This window comes from Chitinophaga rhizosphaerae (genome assembly GCF_003958645.1).
Taxonomy (GTDB): domain Bacteria; phylum Bacteroidota; class Bacteroidia; order Chitinophagales; family Chitinophagaceae; genus Chitinophaga; species Chitinophaga rhizosphaerae.
In genome coordinates this window covers 102706-122501 of sequence record NZ_RXLO01000006.1, presented here as the reverse complement: position 1 = coordinate 122501, position 19796 = coordinate 102706, and the positions used below count along the sequence as shown (strand labels likewise).

Here is a 19796-nt window from a genome sequence, read left to right as displayed (position 1 = left end):
AAGCCCCGTCCGGCGCGTTCTGCGCCGGGCATTCATTATATGAACAAGACGGTTATCCTGGTTGCCGGCCCTACAGCGGTAGGTAAAACGGCCACCGCCATTCGCATCGCGCAGATGCTGGGCACCGAGATCATTTCGGCGGATTCACGGCAATGTTACCGGGAAATTTCCATTGGAACGGCCAAGCCCTCCGCGGAAGAACTGGCGACTGTACGGCATTATTTCATTGATTCCCATTCGATTACAGAAGAAGTCAATGCCGCTGCGTACGAGTCCCTGGCGATGGGGTACGCACAGGATATCTTTTCCCGGCACGATACGCTCGTTGTAACCGGCGGTACCGGGCTGTATATCAAGGCTTTTCTGGAAGGGATGGACGATATGCCCCCCGTTCCCGCGGCCGTCCGCGATGCGGTGCGCGCGGGGTACGTGGCGAAAGGGATTTCCTGGCTCCAGGAACAATTACAGGCGAAAGACCCGGAATTCTTCGCAACGGCCGAGACCCGGAACCCGCATCGCCTCATCCGTGCGCTGGAAATATTCGAAGCCACTGGCCAATCCATCAATGCATTCCGCACGCAAACCGCCCGCCGGCGCGACTTCGATGTCATCAAGACAGGGCTCGGACTGCCGAAGGAGCTTCTTCACGCCAATATCCATAAACGGGTAGACCAAATGATGGCCCGGGGCCTCGTGGAAGAAGTGCGCAGTGTGCTTCCCTACCGCCTCCACAACGCGCTCCAGACCGTTGGCTACACCGAAATCTTCGAATATCTCGATGGCAATTCGTCCCTCGAATCTGCCGTAGAAGGTATTAAAACCCATACGCGCCAATACGCCAAGCGTCAGATGACCTGGTTCCGCCGAGATCCCGACCTGACCTGGTTCGACGCGCGATCTCCGGAAGCCGTGGAAATCTTCGTTCGCGGACGTTTGGGGATTTCCTGAAATTGCCCTGGCAGCGGCTTTCGTTCAACGAAGCATCGTCGCCACAGCATTGTGCAATTCCTGCATTCCTGAATTGAAACCTATGTTTGGGTAATGGCATAAAAAAAAGGAAGCGTTCGCACGCTTCCTTTTTTTTGTATCCGGAATTTATATTGTCTAGAACTTGAGGCCCACCGTCAAAACTATGTTTCCACCCGTCAGGCTGTGCTCGGCGGTAGGAGCTGCGGGCAGGCCGGGTGAGTCGTTCAGGACGTAAGGGTTGTACGCTGATTTGGAATTCAGTGTATGCACGTACGTAAGGTCGGTGAAGAAGCCCCTGTTACGGTAACCGAGGCCGCCGCTCACGCGTTTTACACTCGCGTCGATGTCCGAGAAATCGCTGTTGTAGGGGCTTCCATAATAGGAGAACCCTGCGCGAACGGCCAGCACATTGAATTTCAGCTCACCACCCACCCGTACGTTCACGGCGCCGGCGTAAGAATCCTCGATCGTGCGGTTAAGGGCTTTGGCCCTTTCACGGTCTTGCGGAGCGCCTTTGTTGAACTTGTATTTGGTAGCGGCGTAATCGACATATTCCACGTCTGCAGTAATGAAGCCGTGCTGCTGTTTGATATCTGCATTGGTACCGAAGATGTAGGAAACGCTGCCACCGGCGCGCCAGGGCGTGCGCAGCGTGTAGTCGTATTCGATGGGGAAGCCGTCGTAGAGGTCTTCCGTGCTCGAGAAATGGTTGCCAAGTTCTTCCATCCAGGAATCGACCCTTGCCGAATAGGTGTCGTGCATGCTGAACCAGGTAGGGGTGTGGAAATTGGCGCCGATGCGGAGTGCCGGCATGGGCGCGTAAATGATGCCCAGCTTGGTATTAAAACCGGTGGCGTCGGTATTTAATACTTCGTTGAACTGGTATTGATCAAAGTCGTTGGTGACGTTATTCTCGTTGGGATCGGTTTCCGTGAAAGTGCGGTTGCGTTCGTAATCGATCCGCGGGAAGTTCAGGGAAAGGCCGAAATACAGCTGTTCGCTGTAATTGGCGCCGAAGCCCACGGAGAATTCGTTGATGCCGCCGCGTTCCCTGATATCGTCGCTCTGAAGGATGCCGCCTGCCGCGGTGGGATTGATCACCGAGAAATATTTTTCAACGCCGCCGTTGTTGTCGGGATCGTAACCGATGACATACGTCCGGAAACCAAGGCTGGGACCTTCAGCGTATACGTCGTTAGCGTCGTTGAACGGTACCGGATTGCCGTTGGGCATAAGTTTTTCCACCCAGGTATCGGAGAAGCTGGTGAGGGTGTTCTTGCCGCCGAGGAAGCTGCGGTTGTTGAAATCGGCCGTTCGGGCGTAGTCGATAGACACGGCGAAGTTGCGGAATTTGCCGCCGGCGTTTCGGTTGGGGATGCCGAACACTACGCCTACGTTGCCCAGCATCATATTGCTTTTGCTGTCGGACGTGGTAGGGTTCGCATTACTGCCGGTACCGCTGGTGAACCGCATATCGTTATTCTTGAAATAGAACCCGGGCGTGATGTTGACTTCACTGGTTTTGAAGAAGCCGAGACCGGCCGGGTTGATATGGGTGGCGGAAATATCGCCGCCGAGGGAGCCGGCTGCACCGCCGATGGCTTGTGTGCGGGCTGTTCCGCCGAACATCAGGCGGCTGTATCGTAATGCGTCGTGCTCGTCTTGTGCCAGGGCCGTGGAGGATACACCAAGGGCTATCAAAAGAAATGCTGTTCTTTTATTCATCGTGTAAGTGCTGGTGAACAAATCTGTTGTGGGATAAAAACACGAATTACCAGCCGGACGCCCTTTGTGAGCTTCTCCTTACTGGTAATTCGCATTTATTAAGTTAGCGGCCGCGGGGACGGTAAGATCTCGTCGGCGCGGGTGAGCTGTTGCCCGGGTTGCTGTTGCTGGGCGGAGTGTAGCTCCGCTGCGGTGCGCTGCTGCGTTCGGGCGTATACGAAGGCTGAGACTGCTGACGGGGAGGAGCCGAGTTGCTCCGGTCATAGTTCCGTTCGTACGTTCTGCTGGAACGTTCGCGCTGCGGTGCCGGCTGGTTGGCCGGACGTTCGCCGGGCGCCCTTTCAAACGTTCTGCGGTTGCTGGGTTGTGTCACCGGGCGGCCGTTATTGCTGTCATATACCCGGCGCGTTGCGGAACCATTCGGGTTTACCGGACGGTAGTTGTTATTGCGGTTGCCGTCATATACACGGCTGTTGCTGGACCCGCGGGGCCTGTAGGATTCCGAAGGCCTGGGTTTTACGTAGTAGCCACCATGGCCGCCGTACCAGGGGTATCCCCCGCCACCGTACCATCCGTGACCGCCGCCGTACCAACCGCCGCCGCCATACCAGCCATGGCCCCAGCCACCGCCGTACCAGTTATTATACCAGGGGTTGTACCAGTTGTTGTAATATCCACCCCAGGGGCGGCCAAAACCGAAACCGATACTCAACGAAGGGCCGTACCAGGAATTCCACCCGAAACGGTTCCAGCTGTTGAAGCCATAGTAATTGTTAATGTACATGTTGCTGCCGAAGTCGTCGAAATAATAACCATCCCAGTAGCTGCCGGAATAAGGGCGGCTGAACCGGTCGATCCGGCGGGCATAGTCATAACGGTCTTCATCTTCGTCCGCATAAGTAACGTAGTTGCCTTCGTCCTCATCGAAAGTTTCTTCAACTTCCTGGGCGCTGGCCTGACTGGCACGCTGATTGCCGGAAGCATACCCTCGCTGGTCACGGACGGGTGAGTGGTACACATCATCCGGCGTCTGGGCGGTCTGATAAGTGGTAGAACAGCTGCCGAAAACAAGCAGGGCCGCTACCGCACTATATATCATAGGTCTCATTCTGCTGTGATTTTATGAACAATGTAAATTTACTCAATTTAAACGAATTTTATCGTTGATGGGTTACACGCACCGGCCGTTTTATTATCTTCGCACACCCGGGAACCGGTTTGACATTTCCTGCGAGGTCTGTGGCGTTTCCGTATTATCATTAGAACAAATATTACGCCAGTTTATTGTGTGGGGAGGCCCTTTTCAAACCCTTTTGGGGCGAATGGCACCCCGGCAGGACGAACGGCGGTGAGCTTGAGGCAAACGACTGACTATCAATGGTTTTTATCAATATCTTTCCGGGGGAAACGGAAAAAGAAAAAATATAATATGAGTAAAGAGATTACTGCCCGATCACAGGATTACGCGCAATGGTACAACGACCTGGTGCTGAAAGGCGGACTGGCGGATTACTCCGCCGTTCGTGGCTGCATGGTCATCAAGCCCTACGGCTTCGCGCTTTGGGAAAACATGCGGGACGTTTTGGACCGTATGTTCAAGGAAACCGGCCATCAGAACGCGTATTTCCCGCTTTTTATCCCCAAATCCTTCCTCAGTAAAGAAGCCGCCCACGTGGAAGGCTTCGCCAAGGAATGCGCCGTGGTCACCCATTACCGCCTGAAGAACGACCCCGTGAACGGCGGCGTGATCGTTGACCCGGAAGCCAAACTGGAAGAAGAACTGATCGTGCGCCCCACTTCCGAAACCATCATCTGGAACACATATAAAGACTGGATCCAGTCGTACCGCGACCTCCCCATCCTCGTCAACCAATGGGCCAACGTGGTTCGCTGGGAAATGCGCACCCGCCTGTTCCTGCGTACCGCCGAATTCCTCTGGCAGGAAGGGCACACCGCCCACGCCACCGCCGAAGAAGCCGTGGCAGAAACCCGCCAGATGCTCGACGTTTATGCCGATTTCGTGGAGAATTACATGGCCGTTCCCGTTATCAAAGGCGTGAAATCCCCCTCGGAACGCTTCGCCGGCGCAGTAGACACCTATTGCATCGAAGCCCTCATGCAGGACGGTAAAGCCCTCCAGGCCGGTACGTCCCACTTCCTCGGGCAAAACTTCGCCAAAGCGTTCGACGTGCAGTTCTCCAACAAGGAAAACAAACTTGAATACGTTTGGGCAACGTCCTGGGGCGTGTCTACCCGCCTCGTAGGCGCGCTCGTCATGGCGCACAGCGACGACGACGGCCTCATCCTCCCCCCCCGCATCGCCCCCCTCCAGGTCGTGATCGTGCCTATTTATAAAGGCGCCGACCAGAAAGCCGGGATCGACGCGAAAGTGGAAGGCATCGTAAAAGAGCTCAAAGCCCTCGGCATCCGCGTGAAATACGACGATTCCGATAACAATCGCCCCGGATGGAAATTCGCCGAGTACGAAATGAAAGGCGTACCCGTGCGCATCGCCATCGGCGCCCGCGATATCGAGAACAACGTTGCCGAAGTGGCCCGCCGCGATACGAAGACCAAATCCTCCGAATCCCTCGACGGCCTCGCCCGGCACATCTCCGCTCTTCTCACCGAGATCCAGGACGGCATGTTCAAAAAGGCGCTGGATTACCGCGAATCCCATATCACCAAAGCGGATACCTGGGAAGAATTCGAGCAACTGCTCGATGAAAAAACCGGGTTCATCTCTGCACATTGGGATGGTACCGCCGAAACGGAAGCCGCCATCAAGGAGCGCACCAAAGCCACGATCCGTTGTATTCCGCTGAACAATCCCCAGGAAGCAGGTACCTGCATCCTCACCGGAAAACCCTCCAAAGAAAGGGTATTGTTCGCAAGAGCGTATTAATCAAGGAAAAAGCCGATAATTGCCGTTGATGCAAGCCATCCGTTACATAATATTGCTGTTGGCCTGCCTGGCCGGCCCCCTCGTGGGGTCCGCGCAGGGCCTGGTCATCCGTAATTATAATGTGAAGGATGGGCTTGCCAACGCTACGGTATACAGCGCCGTACAGGACCTCGAAGGTTTTATCTGGTTCGCCACGCCTACCGGCGTCAGTAAATTCGACGGCAAACGCTTCCGCAACTATACCAAAAAGGACGGTCTCACCGATAACGACGTCGGGAAGCTCGCAGCAGACAGCCGCGGCCGCATCTGGTTCTTCACCAGCAACGGGAAACTCTCGTTCTTCCAGAACCACGTTGTCCACAACGAAGACACCGATTCCACCCTCCGCTACAACAGCCGCAGCCATTTCGTGCAATACGCGTTCGAAGACCGCGCCCGCACCATCTGGTTCCTCAATTCCGCCGGCCGCATTATCCAGTACAACGGCCGCAAAACGGTGTACGACAAGCTCGGCGCCAGCTCCATGGACGTTATGAGCATCCTCGGCAAGGACAGCGTCTTCTACCCCCTGCAACGGTATTTCAACCTTGCGGGCGTGAAAGACAGCAACAACGTCCAGCAGAAAATATTTATCGCTCCGCCATATTCACTTGGTAACCAAAGGTTTGTGGAGCGCATCCGGAGCAATCCCGTCATCATCACCGGAAATATCCTCTATTCCTACACCCCGCAAGACATTATGCCCTTCTTTTCCGGTTCGGAATGGGGCATCCGCGAAGAGATCAGCAGCATGAGCATCAACGGAGACAACCTCTGGATCGGCACTCCGCGCGCATTGTACCTCATCCGCGACTTTTTCAGAGGCGAACGCAAGATCAGCAAACTGCTGAACAATCACTTCATTACATCTATCCTCCACGACCGCGACGGCAATACCTGGATCACCACTTTCGGCGACGGCGTGTACCATATCCCGTTCAAGCATTTTTATTTCGCTTACCTCGACAATACCAACGGCTTATATTCCCATTCCGTGTACAGTGTGTTCAAAGACAAGCGGAACGGTCTGCTCTATATCGGCGAAAACGCGGGTATGCTGAACGTGATGACGCCAGACGGGAGCATCCGCAGGTACGAGCTGGATTCTACCGGCGGCCGCAATTCCGTGCTGGGCATCTTGGCGCAACCGGGTTCGAGCGAACTGGTGATCGCGACGGATAATATCGTCTTTAATTACGCGCCCGGCGGTTCTGCTCCGAAACCGGCGCTGCGGATGCGCGATATCAAAGACATGGATTTTGCGCCGGATGGGAAACTCCGCGTGGTGAGCCGCAACCGGCTCGCTTTCGGGACAGACGGGCGGGGCCTCGACCTTTCGCCGCTGGAAACCCAGGTCAATTCCATCGCTTCCGTGAGCGATAGCAGCTATTACCTGGGAACGAGCTCCGGGCTGTTTTTTGGCAGGAACATGGCATTTCCCGTGCCGGTGCAGGACGATCCGCGGCTCAGCCAAAGCATTAAGGACCTCCAATGGATCAATGGTTATTTGTGGGTGGGGACGAGCGACCAGGGCATATTTGTGCTGAAGGATAATGAAGTGGTGCGCCATTTCCGGACTTCCGATCATTTGGTGAGCGACATCTGCCAGCAGCTGTATTATGACGGGAACGGAAGGCTGTATGTGGCTACCAATAAGGGCTTGTCGATCATCGATACCCGCACCCGCACGCTGCTGCGCAATCTGACGTCGAACGACGGGCTCATGAGCGACGACATCCGCGGGATCAGTCATGCCGGCGATACGCTGTACGTGGCCACGTCTAACGGGCTTTGTTATTTCTCGCGGGACCATATCCCGGTGGATACCGTTCCGCCGACGGTGTACCTCAATTCGATCCGATATGGGGACAGCGTGTGGATCCCGGGACCGTATTTCCAGCATTTGTACGAATGGAGCAGCACTTTTGAAGTGGAATTCGGCGCGATCGCGTATGATTTGCCCGATCTGGTGGAATATCAATACAATTTTTCGAACGATACGACTTCCGGTTGGGTGACGACGATGAGCAACATCGTGCCCTATCCCAAGTTGCAACCGGGTGATTACACGCTGTTGATCCGGGCGCGGAAATACAAGAGCGGGTGGAGCAGGCCCGTGGTGCTGCGCATATCCATTTTGCCGCGCTGGTACCAGGAATGGTGGGCGAGGGGTGTGCTGGTGTTATTGGGCATTATGGCTATATTACTCGTGCTGCGGTACATTGTGGCGCGGATCAAGGGGGGCGAGCGGCGGAAAACGGAGTACAACCGGCGTATAGCCGAGCTCGAGGCCAAGGCCCTTACCAACCAGATGAACCCGCATTTCATCTTCAATTCGCTCAATTCCGTGCAGCACCTCATTTTGGAGAAGGAAGAGAAGCAGGCGCTGAACTTCCTGGCCGATTTCGCGACGCTCATGCGGCAAATGCTCAATAATTCCCGCAAATCCTATATTTCGCTGGAAGACGAGATCGCTTTCCTGACGCGGTACATCGAGCTGGAGAAAATCCGTTTCGCCAATTCTTTCGAATATAAATTCGACATGAGCCAGGAGCTGAAGGAATACACGATCTATATCCCGCCCATGCTCATACAGCCTATCCTGGAGAACGCCATCAAGCACGGGCTGGCGCCGAAGAACGGGAGCGGGCACCTGCTGGTGCGGCTGGAACTGCAGGGAGATCTGCTGTATTGCGCGGTGGATGATGATGGGATCGGGTGGGAACGTGCCAACAGCATTAAGACCGGAAAGCTCGCTAAACACGAATCCACGGCGTTGAGCGTGATCCGTGAAAGGCTGCAGATTATCAAATCTTTTAATGGAAGCGTTGGAAAGTTGGAAATAATTGATAAATTTAACTCTGGATTCGGCAACAAGGCAGGTACCTTGGTCGAAATCCTCATTCCCATTGTAAAGATGTTATGAGTATAATTAAAGCTGCCATTGTAGACGACGAGGTCCGCAACATTCATATCCTGCGTAATATTTTGGAAAACTATTGCAAGGATGTAAAAGTTATTGGCGAAGCACAAAATATCCATGAAGCCGCGGAGATGATCAAGAACAACCCCATCGACGTTCTCTTCCTGGATATTGAAATGCCCCCTCATAACGGTTTTCAGCTGCTGGAAATGTTCCCTGTACTCAATTTTGAAGTGATATTTATCACGGCATTCCAGGAGTACGCACTGCAAGCCATCAAGTTCGCCGCCCTCGACTATCTCCTCAAACCTATCAAGGTGAGTGAGGTGGAAGACGCATTGGAAAAAGTGAAGCGCAGCAAAAAGGGACGGCTCAACGAACTGGCGTCCATCCTCAAAGATTACGTCAAGAATAACGATAACGCCTTCTCGAAGATCGTGATCCCTGTGAACGACGGGTACAACGTCATCGATCTGAAAGACATTATTTACTGCGAAGCGTTCGACAGCTATACGAAGATCCAGCTGATCAACAACGTCAGCCATCTCATTTCCAAATCCCTCAAGGAGTACGAAGAGATGTTGTCTGACAAGGGGTTCTATCGTGTCCATAAATCCTTCCTGATCAACATTCACCACATCGTGAAGATCATCAAGGGCCTGGGCACGGCCGTTATCATGAGCGACCAGAAGAACATCCCGATCTCTTCCCGCAAAAAAGACGAGTTTTTCACCCAGCTCAAAGGAGTGATCAACCTCTGAAACGCCGCCCCTGCAAAGGGGCTTCTTTTTTTCACCGATGCTTTACGGCCGTTGCCGAACCCGTTTCCAGCGTTTACCAAACGTAACGGTGCCTGTATGATTTATAGTCCTACATTCGGTGTAGGGTTTTCATAGGATATATGGTCATGTTTGTAAGCTCTTTACCAGCACGGCCATCAAAAAGCTCTCCGTTTCCGGAGGGCTTTTTCTATTTAATTTATTGCCAACCAGTTGGTAAGACATATTAAAATGTAATACATTAAAAGCTTACTATTCGTAACAAATTAGTAAACAAAATGTATGAAAAAGGCCTCCCGAAAACGGGAAGCCTTTAATCCTAACCTATAAAACCTATATGAAAACACGTAAAATATTCTCCTAAAACGATGTACCTCCGGAAAGGTCCAGGTCGTAATAATATATATTGGCGTAGCGGTCGCGAAAATAGAAACCTTCCAGTCTCACAGCCTTCTTTCCATCCAGGGCGCGTTTCAGATCGTCCGTAGACCTGATGGCTGTGTTGCCTGCCTTCAGGATAACGAATTCAGGTTTCATATTCGTCTGTTTCTTGATAAGCCCGCTGCCGATATTTGTTACCACCAGCCCGCCGTCGATACCCAATTTGCTGGCCGCTTCCCTGGTCAAAGGAGCCACATCCGCCCCCAGGTGGTCGATCACACTGAGTTTCACGATGTCGGTATTGCCTTCCAGGTTTTTGAGGATGGCATTGGCAGTCAATTCTTTATCGTTCCGTTGATAACTGACCGTCACCTTATCGCCGGGTTTGTAGCGGCTCAGTTGCTCCATCAGTTCGGGGATGGAAGCCGTGGACACGCCGTTGATCTTCGTGATCACGTCTCCCGTCCTGATCCCTGCCGCCGCTGCGGCACCGCCCTGCGGAACGCCCAGCACCTTGATGCCGGCCATATCGCGCGTCATGCCGCGGTCTTTCAGTTGTTCGTCGGTCAACCGGTTCGGATCGTCGTATTCGATGCCCAGGTAGGCGCGTTGCACGTTCCCGAACTTCATGATATCGTTCACTACTTTTTTCACCAGGTTCACCGGGATGGCGTAGGAGTACCCTGCGTAAGCCCCGGTGGGCGACGCGATGGCCGAGTTGATACCGATCAGTTCGCCGGCGGTATTGATCAGCGCGCCGCCGGAGTTGCCCTGGTTCACGGGCGCATCCGTCTGGATGAACGACTCGATGGCGTTGCGGCTGTTCCGCCGGTTGATCCCGATGCTGCGGCTTTTCGCGCTCACGATACCGGCCGTAACGGTGGTTTCGAGGTTGAGCGGATAGCCCACGGCCAGCACCCAGTGGCCCACCTGCACGTCGTCGGAATTGCCGTACAGCAGGTAGGGAAGGCCTGTCGCGCTTATTTTTATCACGGCCAGGTCGGTACTGGGGTCCGTCCCCACCACTTTGGCGGTAAATGTCTTGTTGTTGCTCAGTGTCACGGAGATTTCGTCTGCATCGTCTACCACGTGATTGTTGGTCACGATGTACCCATCGTCCGAGATGAGCACGCCGGAACCGGACGCCATTTGCGGCGGTGAATAGTACTGACGGCTATTGTCTTCGAACTGTTCGCCGAAGAATTCTTCCAGCAGGCTGCGCCTTTTTTGCAGGTTGTTACCCAGCTGCCGGGGATTGATCTTCGTTTTGATATGTACTACGCCGGGTGTTCCGATACGCGCCGCCTGCGTAAAATCCGTCGGCGGCGTGATGGCACTGCTGCCCGCGGAGCCCGGTCTGTAATCCACGTAATTGGCCGGCACGGTGTCCGACCCGTTTTGGTACAGCCCCATGCTTTTCGGCTGGAAGTATTTGCTGTACACATATATACTGGCAATTGCAGTCGCCGCGCTGATAAGAACGGTCCCTGCGACATGCGAAAATTTCATACAGGTACTGGTTTTAAGGGTTAAAATGTGGGTATTTCCTATGGCTGTACCCCATCAATTTACATGCCTCGTTGTACAAATGTAACGGCAGATGGCCGTTGAATGTTATAACACGGAAGTATTTAACAGTTTTTTAGGTCAAACGTTAAAACCTGCCGGCGGGAATGGAAACAGGCACTGCCATAGGTGGAACAGTGCCTGTCAAATTAACAATAAGATGTGACAATTTGTTAACCGCTCATGTAAGTGCAGGGCTTACAATGCGGCGAAGAAAGCGGCGGTATCCACGCCATCTGCATAATCCGTGAGCCGGGGCGCCTGGGCCTGTCCGAAAGCGATGCGGTCTGCAGCTACAATGCACTGCAGGTCAGGGTTTTCGGCCAGCTGGGCTTCCAGTTCTCCGCGGTTTCGGTACATGCCGTAATGGAGCACGCTGAGCGGCGAGAAAACGGATTCGTTCTCGTGCAGCAACAGGTTGTCGTTCGTTTTGAACGGCGCGTTGTTGAGGAGCAGCAGCGCCAGGTTATAATCGTAATTGTTCTTGTATTTGTGATTGTCCATGAGCCAGTCGTATTTTTTGAACGCGGTCATGAGCGGCTCGAAATCGTACCCTTCCGGCACGAGCACTTTGGTGACGTTGCGGCATCCCAGCCCGAAATACAGGAGGGCGTCGTCTGCCAGGGCTTCCAGCTCCGCGGGCGTTTCGGCGCCGGTGAGCACGGCTACCGACGTGCGGTTGCGGCGGATGATGTGGGGGAATCTTGAGAAATAGTACTCGAAATAGCGGGCAGAATTGTTGCTGCCGGTGGCGATGTAGGCGTCGCAGTCTTTGAGGACGTCCTGGACGGAGGTGAGCTCGCCGGCTTCGGGAGACCATTCCGCGATCTTCCCGATGAGGTGGGGGAGCAGCACGGCGTCTTTGGAAGACAGTTTTAGTTTGATGCGATGGCCGGAGAGGAAGCCGGTGAGCCAGTCGTGGAACCCTACGAGCGGGATATTCCCTGCGGCCACGATGCCCACGGTTTTGGGGGCTTCCGGTTCGCCGAAGCCCGGGTATTGCGCCACCCAGGCTTCCAGCAGGGGGCGCCGGAGGAAATTGTCCGCGATCTGGCCAACAGCCAGGTCCACGAATTCCGGGATGAACCACCCGTTTTGCCGAAACGCTTTTTCCTTGACCAAACGGAGTTCCTCGCGCTCTTCGTCCGTCCCCTGTCCGTTCAGATAAGCACCGAGGCGCTCCAATAGGGTGATTTTATTTGTTACATTCATCTCCGGGAAAATAAATTGAGTATTTGATTTGAAGATATTTTATTTTTGGAGCAAAATTAATGGCTTACATCCTAAACAAAAAGTTTACAATATGGCAATTAAGATAACGGATGAATGTATCAACTGCGGAGCTTGTGAACCCGAATGCCCGAATAACGCTATTTACGAAGGCGGCGTGGAATGGGCGCTTGCTGACGGTACCACGGTAAAAGGAAGCTATACTTTGATGGACGGCACCGAAATGGACGCCGACCAGCGGAATGCACCGATTTCGGTAGACACGTATTTTATCGTTCCCAATAAATGCACCGAGTGCCAGGGCTTCCACGAAGAGCCCCAGTGCGCTGCAGTTTGCCCGGTAGATTGCTGCGTGCCCGACGAAATGTACCAGGAAACGGTGGACGAGCTCATGGCCAAGAAAGCCAAGCTGCACCTGTAGTTTCCCCGTCAAACCGATATATTTCATTGAAATAATCTTGAGAAAGGAAGGATCAGCGTATGTTGGGCCTTCCTTTTTTGTTATTTTGCCGAACTATGAAGAAAAACATCGCCCTCGTTGCGGGCGGCTATTCCGGAGAATATGTGATCTCCGTCCAAAGCGCCGCCGTGATCGAACGCAACATCGATCCCGCCCTTTACAACGTTTATAAAATCATCATCACCCGCGACGGGTGGACATATACCGCTCCCGACGGCACCATCGTGGAAGTCGACAAAAACGATTTTTCGCTCCGCACTGCCGGAGGCCATATCAAGTTCGACGCCGTGTTTATCGGCATCCACGGAACGCCTGGTGAAGACGGCCGCCTCCAGGGCTACTTCGAAATGCTCGGCATCCCCTTCACCAGCTGCGGCATGGTCACGTCTGCGCTCACCTTCAATAAAAGCTATTGCAACAAAGTGGTGGCCGCGCTCGGCGTGGTGAAAGTGAGCAAGTCGTACCATATTTTCCGCGATCAGCCCTATTTTCCCGCCGCCATCCTCAGCTACCTGCGCCTGCCCGTGTTCGTGAAACCGGCGGAAGGGGGCAGCAGCATCGGGATGAGCAAGGTGAACCATGCGGAAGACCTGGACGAAGCCATCCGGAAAGCATTCCGGGAAGATAGCCAGGTGCTCATCGAAGAATTCATCAAAGGCACGGAAGTGACGTGCGGCGTATTCCGGAAAAACGGCGAGCTGCAGGTGCTCCCGCTCACGGAAATCCGCTCCGGCAAAGAGTTTTTCGATTACGAAGCCAAATATACGCCCGGGGTGACGAATGAAGTGACGCCGGCCGAAATCCCCGAAGAAGCCGCCGCCCACATCCGCCAGGTGGCGCAGGAACTGTACAACCGCCTCAACTGCAAAGGCATCGCCCGTGCAGACTTCATCCTCGAAGAAGGGACGAACGACGTGTACTTCCTGGAAGTGAATACCATGCCCGGCCAGAGCGAAAACAGCCTCGTGCCCCAGCAGGTGCGCGCCGCAGGCATGACTTTGCGCGAGTTTTACGGCATACTTATTGAAGAGTGCCTTGCTGCTGTTAATAAATAAGCATACTTTGCTAATATGAAAATGTTCGATAATATAACGAGACGTTCGTTCTGGTTCAATCTGCTGGTTATCGGCGGCTTGATCATCCTACTGGGCGTGATTTTCTTCCTATCCCTCGGTTTCCTCACCCGCCACGGCGAAGAAGTGACCGTTCCCGACGTTCGGGGCAAAAGCATCGAAGACGCCACCAAGGCGTTGGAAGCCCTCGGCTTCGGCGTGGAAGTGCGCGACTCCATATATATCGATACCATGCGGGCGTTGCTCGTGTATGAGCAGACCCCCGAGCGGGGAGACGTCGTGAAAAGCCACCGCACCATTTACCTCACGGTGAATAAAGTGGTGCCGCCCATGGTGCCGATGCCGGATCTCGAAGGTTTGACTTACCGCAGCGCCGAAATGACGCTCCGCGCCCGCAGGCTCAACATCGGCGATACCATCTATCGCCCCGACTTCGCTACCAACACCGTACTGGAACAGCTCCTGCACGGCAAGCCCATCAAACCGGGCACCGAGATCCCCGAGGGCAGCAATATCACCCTCGTGCTTTCCAGCGGTACCGGCAGCATGGAGAACCCCGTGCCTGAAACCGTGGGCTTGACGTATATGGAAGCCCGCGAAGTGCTCGCCGCCAGCAACCTGATCATCGGTACCGTGCTCATCGACGGTGCCGTGACGGATACCCTCGGTGCATTCGTGTACCGCCAGTCGCCAGCGCGGCGCAATGGCCTGGGAGAGATGAACCTCATCCGTGCGGGCGAAAGCGTGGACCTGTGGCTGTCTGTCACCAAACCCGTGACGGATTCAACGGCCGTACTGGCGCCGGCACAGCCTGCATCCGAAGATTAATTAACTTTGTAAAAAACCAACAATGGAAAATATTACTGCAGAAGACCTGAAAAAACGTATCGACAGCGGCGAAAAGCTGAACCTGGTAGACGTGCGCGAACCGCATGAGAACGCCGAGTTCAACATTGGCGGCACCCTCGTTCCCCTCGGCGATATCCGCGCGATGCAGGTAGACGAGATCGAACCGCTGAAAAACGAAGAAGTGATCGTGTATTGCCGCAGCGGCAACCGTAGCGGGCAGGCAGCCATGATCCTCGAAACCATGGGCTTCTCCAACGTGAAAAACCTGGTAGGCGGAATGCTGAAATGGCAGGAAACTTTCGGGGCCTAAGAGATTCCGGGCACACATGCCCACGGCCGGATGCGTTGCGCATCCGGTTTTTTTATGCCCGGATGCGGTCATTTCACGGGAACGATGGCCGTAGCCTCGATTTCGACGAGGAGGTCGGGGTGGATGAGGGCTTTCACTTCCACCATGGTCGTAACCGGCCGGATGCCGCCGAAAAATTCCCCGTGCGCGCGGCCGATCTCTTCCCATTTCGATATATCGGTCACGAACATGCGCGTACGCACTACATCGTGCAGTGAAGCACCTGCTTTCACGAGCGCGGCTTCTATCTTGGCCAGCGCATGCTTGGCCTGTTCGTAAGGATCGCCGAGGCCAATGACTTTATCCCCGTCCTGCGAAACCGTCCCTGAAACCTCCACCACATTACCGATCCGGACTGCGCGGGAATAGCCGACTTTGGCCTCCCAGGGAGCGCCGGAACTGATGTTGAGTCGTTGCATATCGTTGTTTTTAGTATTCGAAGAAAGCACTGCTTCCACCTACCCAATCCTGCGAATCGTTGAAGCTCACACCGATCATCTTGCCTTTGCTCAGCCTGGCCAGGTTATGGGCGAGGATGGGAGCGGGCGCGTCTTCCGGCCAGCAATACATGAGCCTGATCTCGCATTTGGCCGGACCTGTGGGCGTTTCCACCGCCGGAGCGTACGCCACTTTTTCCTGCAGAATCCAGTTGCCGGGATCGGCGATCTTTTCCACGTCCTCAGGTGTGGGGTCGATGATGACGCCCTGGCCGGCGAAGGAAAACAGGGGTTTGAGCACAAACTGGTCCAACTGCTGCGGCAACACGGGGATTTCGTCCAGAAACCAGGCCCGCGGGGCAAATGGGCCGCTGATGTGCGGCAACAGGTATTTACTGATGCGGTAATACCAGTTGGGATGGGGCGCCCATTCCACGTCGAAATCCTGCCGCAGGTCAACGGGGTTGCCCAGCTGCGGCCGCATCTTTTCGAGGTCTTCGAAAATGACGCGGTTGTAGATCCGGCTGATGGGGCGTTTCTGTCCCCCGCGCTCGAAATACAGCTCGCGGCCCGACTGCTTCAGTTCCGAAACGCAGACCACGGGAATGCCGAGCATCGCTTCGGTTATCGCGAAATCGATGAGGGTTTTCTGTTGCAGGGGCAGCACTTCCAGCAGAATCGTTTCCCCGGCCGGCCGGTTTCCGACGATGGTGCGCCGGAGCAGGTCGTGGTAGGAGGCAGGATTGAGCCCATTGCCCAGGTTCTCCAGTCCTGAAGGTACGTTCAGATGGCGCCGGTACGCGGCAGCGAGTTGTTCCTGGAATCCGAACAGGCTCGGGAACCCCTGCAGCTCGATGAGTTTCGGCGTGAGGGAGCCGTCGTCTGCCCGTGTTACGGCGAAATCGATGATGATGAATTGCGGCCGCGCATTTTCGCCGGGCACGTTATATGCTTTCGGGATAGCCCCGGCCGTGAGGGTTTTGATATCCGGCCGCGTGATCACTTTCAACACGGCGTCTCCTGCGTCGAGGAGGCGTTCGGTCAGCTGGCGCGGCACAAAAACCGGGGTTTCCGCGATGCGGAACGCTGGTTTCACGCCCGAGGAAGCCGCGAGGTCCGACAGCAGCGCCTGGTATCGGGCCGGTGAAAACGATTGGTTATAGGCGAGGCGGATATCGGGGATCATGATGATTCGTTTTAGGTATGCTGGTATTGCAGCGCCGCTTCGAGGAAGTTGGGCAGCAGGGTATCGTGCGTGCGCAGGATCTTGTCTGGCTGTTGCAACAGTTCCAGCATGTTTTCGTATTTCTCTTCACCATGGTCGCCCACAACGCGTTTGCGGCAGGCGGGCTGGCGGAGGTATTTGTGCATCCCTTCGGCATCGGCCTCGGGGTGGAATTGCGTCCCGATCATATACGGATTGAAGCGAATAGCCATGGTGGCCCTTTCCAGGGGAACATGCGGCCTTTCCTTTTCGATGGCGAGCACTTCGGCGCCCATGGCCGCAAGGTTGGCTTCGTTCGGCTGGATCACTTGCCAGTGGCGGCTGTCAACGATGTGAAAAGGATCTTCCAATCCGCTAAAGGTAGGTTCTTTTTCGCCTGCATGGGTGAGATGGACGGGGAACACGCCAAAAGCCGGGCTCTTCCGCCGGCAAACCTCTCCCAACTGAAAATGGCGGCATACGATCTGGAACGAATGGCAAATGAGGAAAACGTGCTTCCTGGGGCGCCCTTCCTTCCGGTTCCAGTCCAGCACGGCGTTCAGCCAACCGAAATAACTGGCTTCCCAAGCGCTGCCGGCACTGTCTACCGGACTTCCCGGCCCGCCGGAACTGATGTAAACGTCGTACCCCAGGTCGGGAACCATGCCCTGTCCGCGAACGTCGAACTCATTGATTTGCAAAGGTATCTGGCGCGCTTCGGCAAATTGCAGGAGCATTTCCCGGATACAGCGCATCCCCTCGTTGGGAACGCCTTCATACAGGTCTAAGACAGCTACTTTCATTACTGCAAAATTACGCCAGAAAGCGGGATTGTATGTAATCGACTACAGCATTGAAGTCGTTACCGGATTCTTCGAATACTTTCAGTTGTTTATCCGCCCCGGTTCCGCCGGAAAGAATCTCCTCCGTTCCCTTCGTGATCACATCGCGGGTACCGAGGTCGTTCACTACATCGTCCACGAAATCAAGGAGTTCGTAAATGAGGGCACGGGTATTCACTTCCATTTCCTTCCCGAAATCGATCAGGTTGCCATCCAGCCCGTACCGCGATGCGCGCCATTTGTTTTCGTTGATAAGGGCGCGATTGTAGAGGATAAAGTTGAGATTCTGTGCGCGGAGCTTGAATATCTTGACGCAAACCGCCTGGAAAAGCGCGGCCAGCGTGATGGTTTCGCGGACGGTGAGCGGCACGTCGCAAATGCGGAATTCGACGGTGTTGAAGAAAGGATGCACGCGGAGGTCCCACCAGACTTTCTTCGCATTGTCGATGCAATTGGTTTTGACGAGCAGCTTGATGTAGTTGTCGTATTCTTCGATACTGGCGAAATAGTCCGGGATGCCGGTGCGGGGGAATTTGTCGAACACCTTCGTCCTGAACGACTTAAACCCGGTATTCCGTCCTTCCCAGAACGGCGAGTTCGTACTCAGCGCAAACACGTGGGGGAGGAAGTAGCGGACGCTGTTGGCGATGTGGATAGCCATTTCGCGGTTCTCCATGCCTACGTGTACATGCAAACCGTAGATGAGGTTAGACCGGGCGGCGTCCTGCATTTCATTGACCAGTTCGAAATAGCGGGGGTGATCGGTGATGAGCTGTTTTTCCCATTTGGAGAACGGGTGGGTGCCGGAAGCGCCGATGCTGAAGCCGAGGTTCCCGGCGATTTCGTGGATCGTTTTGCGCAGGAGGTAAACATCGCTCCAGGCTTCGTCGATATTGGCGCAGATCTGTGTGCCCACTTCCACGACGGCCTGGTGCATTTCAGCCTTTACTTTGTCTTTGATGACCTTCTGCGCCTGTTCCACGATTTTCTGTTCATGGGAGCGCAGTTCCCGGGTTTCGGGGTCCATGACCATGTATTCTTCTTCTATTCCGAGCGTAAAAGCGGCAAAGTTCATGTGTAACGATTGGTTAACCGGAGGTGAAGTTCGTAAATTATTCGGGATTGCGCGCCGCGGCGCCGGTAACGAAAATGCCCCATCGGAGGTTCATTTCGTCTTCACGAGCCGCCATGGCCCTTTCCAGCGCGTATATGGCCGAGTGTTCCAGGAACCATTCGAAGTTTTTCGGGCCTACCGATTGGGGCGCCGCGTCCGGTGCGGGATTGCAGAAATCGATGGCGTAAGGGACACCGTCCTGCACGGCAAATTCCACGGTATTGAAATCATATCCCAGCATCCTGTTGAGCGAGATGGTGAATTCCCTGATAAGCGCCGCCAGCGCGGGAGATGGACGGAAATTCGCATTGTACCGCTCCGCTTGGGGCAACCCCGGATGGTACGGCATGATGTGAACATGTTTGGCGCCGATGCAAAAGCAGCGGTAATATTCCTCCCATTTCACTTCCGCCTGCAACATCATGGTTTCCTGGCCGGTTTGCTGATGGATGTCAAAAAATTCCTCGCGGGATTTAATGTAGTGCACATCGCGCCAGCCGCCGCCAGCGTAGGGTTTCATATAAGCGGGGAACCCCACGTACTTGAAAATCCCTTCCCAGTCCATAGGGAACGCCAGGTTGCGGAACGACCGTGCGCTGGTATTGTCCGGCTGCACGAAAGCAGGGAGCAAGGCCGTGTTGGGCACGGGGATGTCTAAACTGAGCGCGAGGGCGTTGTTGAAGTATTTTTCATCGGCCGACCACCAGAACGGGTTGTTCAGCACCGCCGTACCCCGGAGCGCGGCGTCTTTGAGCCAGGCGCGGTAAAAGGGAACGTCGTGCGAGATGCGGTCTACGATGACGGTGTATTCCGCAACGCCGCCCTGGACGGCCTTGTCGATCATGACAGATTCGGCCAGCACGTCTGGTCCGCAGATGCGGTTCACCCGGTCGATGAACGCCTGCGGGAAAGTGTTTTCCTGGCCGTAAAGGATCCCGATTTTCTTCATCC

At 54.8% G+C, this 19796-nt stretch carries 17 protein-coding genes; 8 read left to right on the top strand and 9 right to left on the bottom strand.

The features are described from left to right. The first annotated feature begins 39 nt into the window (after positions 1–39). Positions 40–948 carry a tRNA (adenosine(37)-N6)-dimethylallyltransferase MiaA gene (miaA, locus tag EJ361_RS15635; RefSeq protein ID WP_126246579.1) on the top strand — a complete coding sequence of 303 codons (909 nt, stop codon included), beginning with the start codon at positions 40–42 and terminating at the stop codon, positions 946–948. A 156-nt stretch (positions 949–1104) separates the two neighbouring features. Here miaA and EJ361_RS15630 read toward each other — a convergent pair whose 3' ends face one another. Both EJ361_RS15630 and EJ361_RS15625 read right to left on the bottom strand, forming a co-directional pair. Next, complete coding sequence (locus tag EJ361_RS15630) at positions 1105–2694, bottom strand: OmpP1/FadL family transporter (protein ID WP_126246578.1); 1590 nt, start codon at positions 2692–2694, stop codon at positions 1105–1107. Positions 2695–2797: 103 nt separating this feature from the next. Then, positions 2798–3802 (bottom strand): hypothetical protein, encoded by a 1005-nt coding sequence (locus tag EJ361_RS15625; protein WP_126246577.1) that lies wholly within the window; start codon positions 3800–3802, stop codon positions 2798–2800. A 321-nt stretch (positions 3803–4123) separates the two neighbouring features. Between EJ361_RS15625 and proS the strand changes: the two genes are divergently transcribed. Genes proS through EJ361_RS15610 form a run of 3 tightly spaced genes read left to right on the top strand, consistent with a single transcriptional unit; the run spans position 4124 to position 9322 of the window. Continuing rightward, on the top strand, positions 4124–5599 hold the full coding sequence (gene proS, locus EJ361_RS15620; protein ID WP_126246576.1) for a proline--tRNA ligase: 1476 nt from the start codon (positions 4124–4126) through the stop codon (positions 5597–5599). 28 nt (positions 5600–5627) lie between these two features. Further along, the gene (locus EJ361_RS15615) at positions 5628–8564 is read left to right on the top strand and encodes a sensor histidine kinase (protein ID WP_126246575.1); all 2937 of its coding nucleotides are present in this window, start codon (positions 5628–5630) and stop codon (positions 8562–8564) included. Next, a complete protein-coding gene (locus tag EJ361_RS15610) occupies positions 8561–9322 on the top strand; it encodes a LytR/AlgR family response regulator transcription factor (RefSeq protein WP_074237512.1) in 762 nt (253 codons plus the stop codon). Before EJ361_RS15615 ends, EJ361_RS15610 begins: the two co-directional genes overlap by 4 nt. Positions 9323–9700: 378 nt before the next feature. Here EJ361_RS15610 and EJ361_RS15605 read toward each other — a convergent pair whose 3' ends face one another. Together EJ361_RS15605 and EJ361_RS15600 are read right to left on the bottom strand one after the other, a co-directional pair. After that, complete coding sequence (locus EJ361_RS15605; protein ID WP_126246574.1) at positions 9701–11230, bottom strand: trypsin-like peptidase domain-containing protein; 1530 nt, start codon at positions 11228–11230, stop codon at positions 9701–9703. A gap of 255 nt (positions 11231–11485) precedes the next feature. Then, positions 11486–12499, bottom strand: a complete 1014-nt coding sequence (locus EJ361_RS15600; RefSeq protein WP_126246573.1) for an acyl-CoA reductase — start codon at positions 12497–12499, stop codon at positions 11486–11488. Positions 12500–12590: 91 nt separating this feature from the next. On the opposite strand from EJ361_RS15600, the gene EJ361_RS15595 reads away from it, so the two are divergent. From EJ361_RS15595 to EJ361_RS15580, 4 genes are all read left to right on the top strand, one after another. Beyond that, positions 12591–12938: a 4Fe-4S dicluster domain-containing protein gene (locus EJ361_RS15595; protein WP_126246572.1), complete on the top strand. Its 348-nt coding sequence runs from the start codon at positions 12591–12593 to the stop codon at positions 12936–12938. Between the two features lie 95 nt (positions 12939–13033). After that, positions 13034–14032 (top strand): D-alanine--D-alanine ligase, encoded by a 999-nt coding sequence (locus tag EJ361_RS15590; RefSeq protein ID WP_126246571.1) that lies wholly within the window; start codon positions 13034–13036, stop codon positions 14030–14032. Between the two features lie 15 nt (positions 14033–14047). After that, positions 14048–14878 (top strand): PASTA domain-containing protein, encoded by an 831-nt coding sequence (locus EJ361_RS15585; protein WP_240646643.1) that lies wholly within the window; start codon positions 14048–14050, stop codon positions 14876–14878. Between the two features lie 22 nt (positions 14879–14900). Next, positions 14901–15209, top strand: a complete 309-nt coding sequence (locus EJ361_RS15580; RefSeq protein ID WP_126246570.1) for a rhodanese-like domain-containing protein — start codon at positions 14901–14903, stop codon at positions 15207–15209. Positions 15210–15277: 68 nt separating this feature from the next. Here EJ361_RS15580 and EJ361_RS15575 read toward each other — a convergent pair whose 3' ends face one another. From EJ361_RS15575 to EJ361_RS15555, 5 genes are read right to left on the bottom strand one after another with little or no spacing between them, the layout of a single operon-like run. Further along, the gene (locus EJ361_RS15575; RefSeq protein WP_126246569.1) at positions 15278–15667 is read right to left on the bottom strand and encodes a RidA family protein; all 390 of its coding nucleotides are present in this window, start codon (positions 15665–15667) and stop codon (positions 15278–15280) included. 10 nt (positions 15668–15677) lie between these two features. Then, positions 15678–16871 carry a hypothetical protein gene (locus EJ361_RS15570; protein ID WP_126246568.1) on the bottom strand — a complete coding sequence of 398 codons (1194 nt, stop codon included), beginning with the start codon at positions 16869–16871 and terminating at the stop codon, positions 15678–15680. 11 nt (positions 16872–16882) lie between these two features. Further along, complete coding sequence (locus tag EJ361_RS15565) at positions 16883–17692, bottom strand: type 1 glutamine amidotransferase (RefSeq protein ID WP_126246567.1); 810 nt, start codon at positions 17690–17692, stop codon at positions 16883–16885. A gap of 10 nt (positions 17693–17702) precedes the next feature. Continuing rightward, positions 17703–18806: a carboxylate-amine ligase gene (locus EJ361_RS15560; protein ID WP_126246566.1), complete on the bottom strand. Its 1104-nt coding sequence runs from the start codon at positions 18804–18806 to the stop codon at positions 17703–17705. 37 nt (positions 18807–18843) lie between these two features. Beyond that, complete coding sequence (locus EJ361_RS15555) at positions 18844–19794, bottom strand: ATP-grasp domain-containing protein (RefSeq protein ID WP_126246565.1); 951 nt, start codon at positions 19792–19794, stop codon at positions 18844–18846. Positions 19795–19796 lie beyond the last annotated feature (2 nt).

What these genes read in the sequence shown, in the direction of transcription:
- miaA (WP_126246579.1), top strand. Translation starts at nt 40, where the DNA reads ATGAACAAGACGGTTATCCTGGTTGCCGGCCCTACAGCGGTAGGTAAA.
- EJ361_RS15630 (WP_126246578.1), bottom strand. Translation starts at nt 2,694, where the DNA reads ATGAATAAAAGAACAGCATTTCTTTTGATAGCCCTTGGTGTATCCTCC.
- EJ361_RS15625 (WP_126246577.1), bottom strand. Translation starts at nt 3,802, where the DNA reads ATGAGACCTATGATATATAGTGCGGTAGCGGCCCTGCTTGTTTTCGGC.
- proS (WP_126246576.1), top strand. Translation starts at nt 4,124, where the DNA reads ATGAGTAAAGAGATTACTGCCCGATCACAGGATTACGCGCAATGGTAC.
- EJ361_RS15615 (WP_126246575.1), top strand. Translation starts at nt 5,628, where the DNA reads ATGCAAGCCATCCGTTACATAATATTGCTGTTGGCCTGCCTGGCCGGC.
- EJ361_RS15610 (WP_074237512.1), top strand. Translation starts at nt 8,561, where the DNA reads ATGAGTATAATTAAAGCTGCCATTGTAGACGACGAGGTCCGCAACATT.
- EJ361_RS15605 (WP_126246574.1), bottom strand. Translation starts at nt 11,230, where the DNA reads ATGAAATTTTCGCATGTCGCAGGGACCGTTCTTATCAGCGCGGCGACT.
- EJ361_RS15600 (WP_126246573.1), bottom strand. Translation starts at nt 12,499, where the DNA reads ATGAATGTAACAAATAAAATCACCCTATTGGAGCGCCTCGGTGCTTAT.
- EJ361_RS15595 (WP_126246572.1), top strand. Translation starts at nt 12,591, where the DNA reads ATGGCAATTAAGATAACGGATGAATGTATCAACTGCGGAGCTTGTGAA.
- EJ361_RS15590 (WP_126246571.1), top strand. Translation starts at nt 13,034, where the DNA reads ATGAAGAAAAACATCGCCCTCGTTGCGGGCGGCTATTCCGGAGAATAT.
- EJ361_RS15585 (WP_240646643.1), top strand. Translation starts at nt 14,048, where the DNA reads ATGAAAATGTTCGATAATATAACGAGACGTTCGTTCTGGTTCAATCTG.
- EJ361_RS15580 (WP_126246570.1), top strand. Translation starts at nt 14,901, where the DNA reads ATGGAAAATATTACTGCAGAAGACCTGAAAAAACGTATCGACAGCGGC.
- EJ361_RS15575 (WP_126246569.1), bottom strand. Translation starts at nt 15,667, where the DNA reads ATGCAACGACTCAACATCAGTTCCGGCGCTCCCTGGGAGGCCAAAGTC.
- EJ361_RS15570 (WP_126246568.1), bottom strand. Translation starts at nt 16,871, where the DNA reads ATGATCCCCGATATCCGCCTCGCCTATAACCAATCGTTTTCACCGGCC.
- EJ361_RS15565 (WP_126246567.1), bottom strand. Translation starts at nt 17,692, where the DNA reads ATGAAAGTAGCTGTCTTAGACCTGTATGAAGGCGTTCCCAACGAGGGG.
- EJ361_RS15560 (WP_126246566.1), bottom strand. Translation starts at nt 18,806, where the DNA reads ATGAACTTTGCCGCTTTTACGCTCGGAATAGAAGAAGAATACATGGTC.
- EJ361_RS15555 (WP_126246565.1), bottom strand. Translation starts at nt 19,794, where the DNA reads ATGAAGAAAATCGGGATCCTTTACGGCCAGGAAAACACTTTCCCGCAG.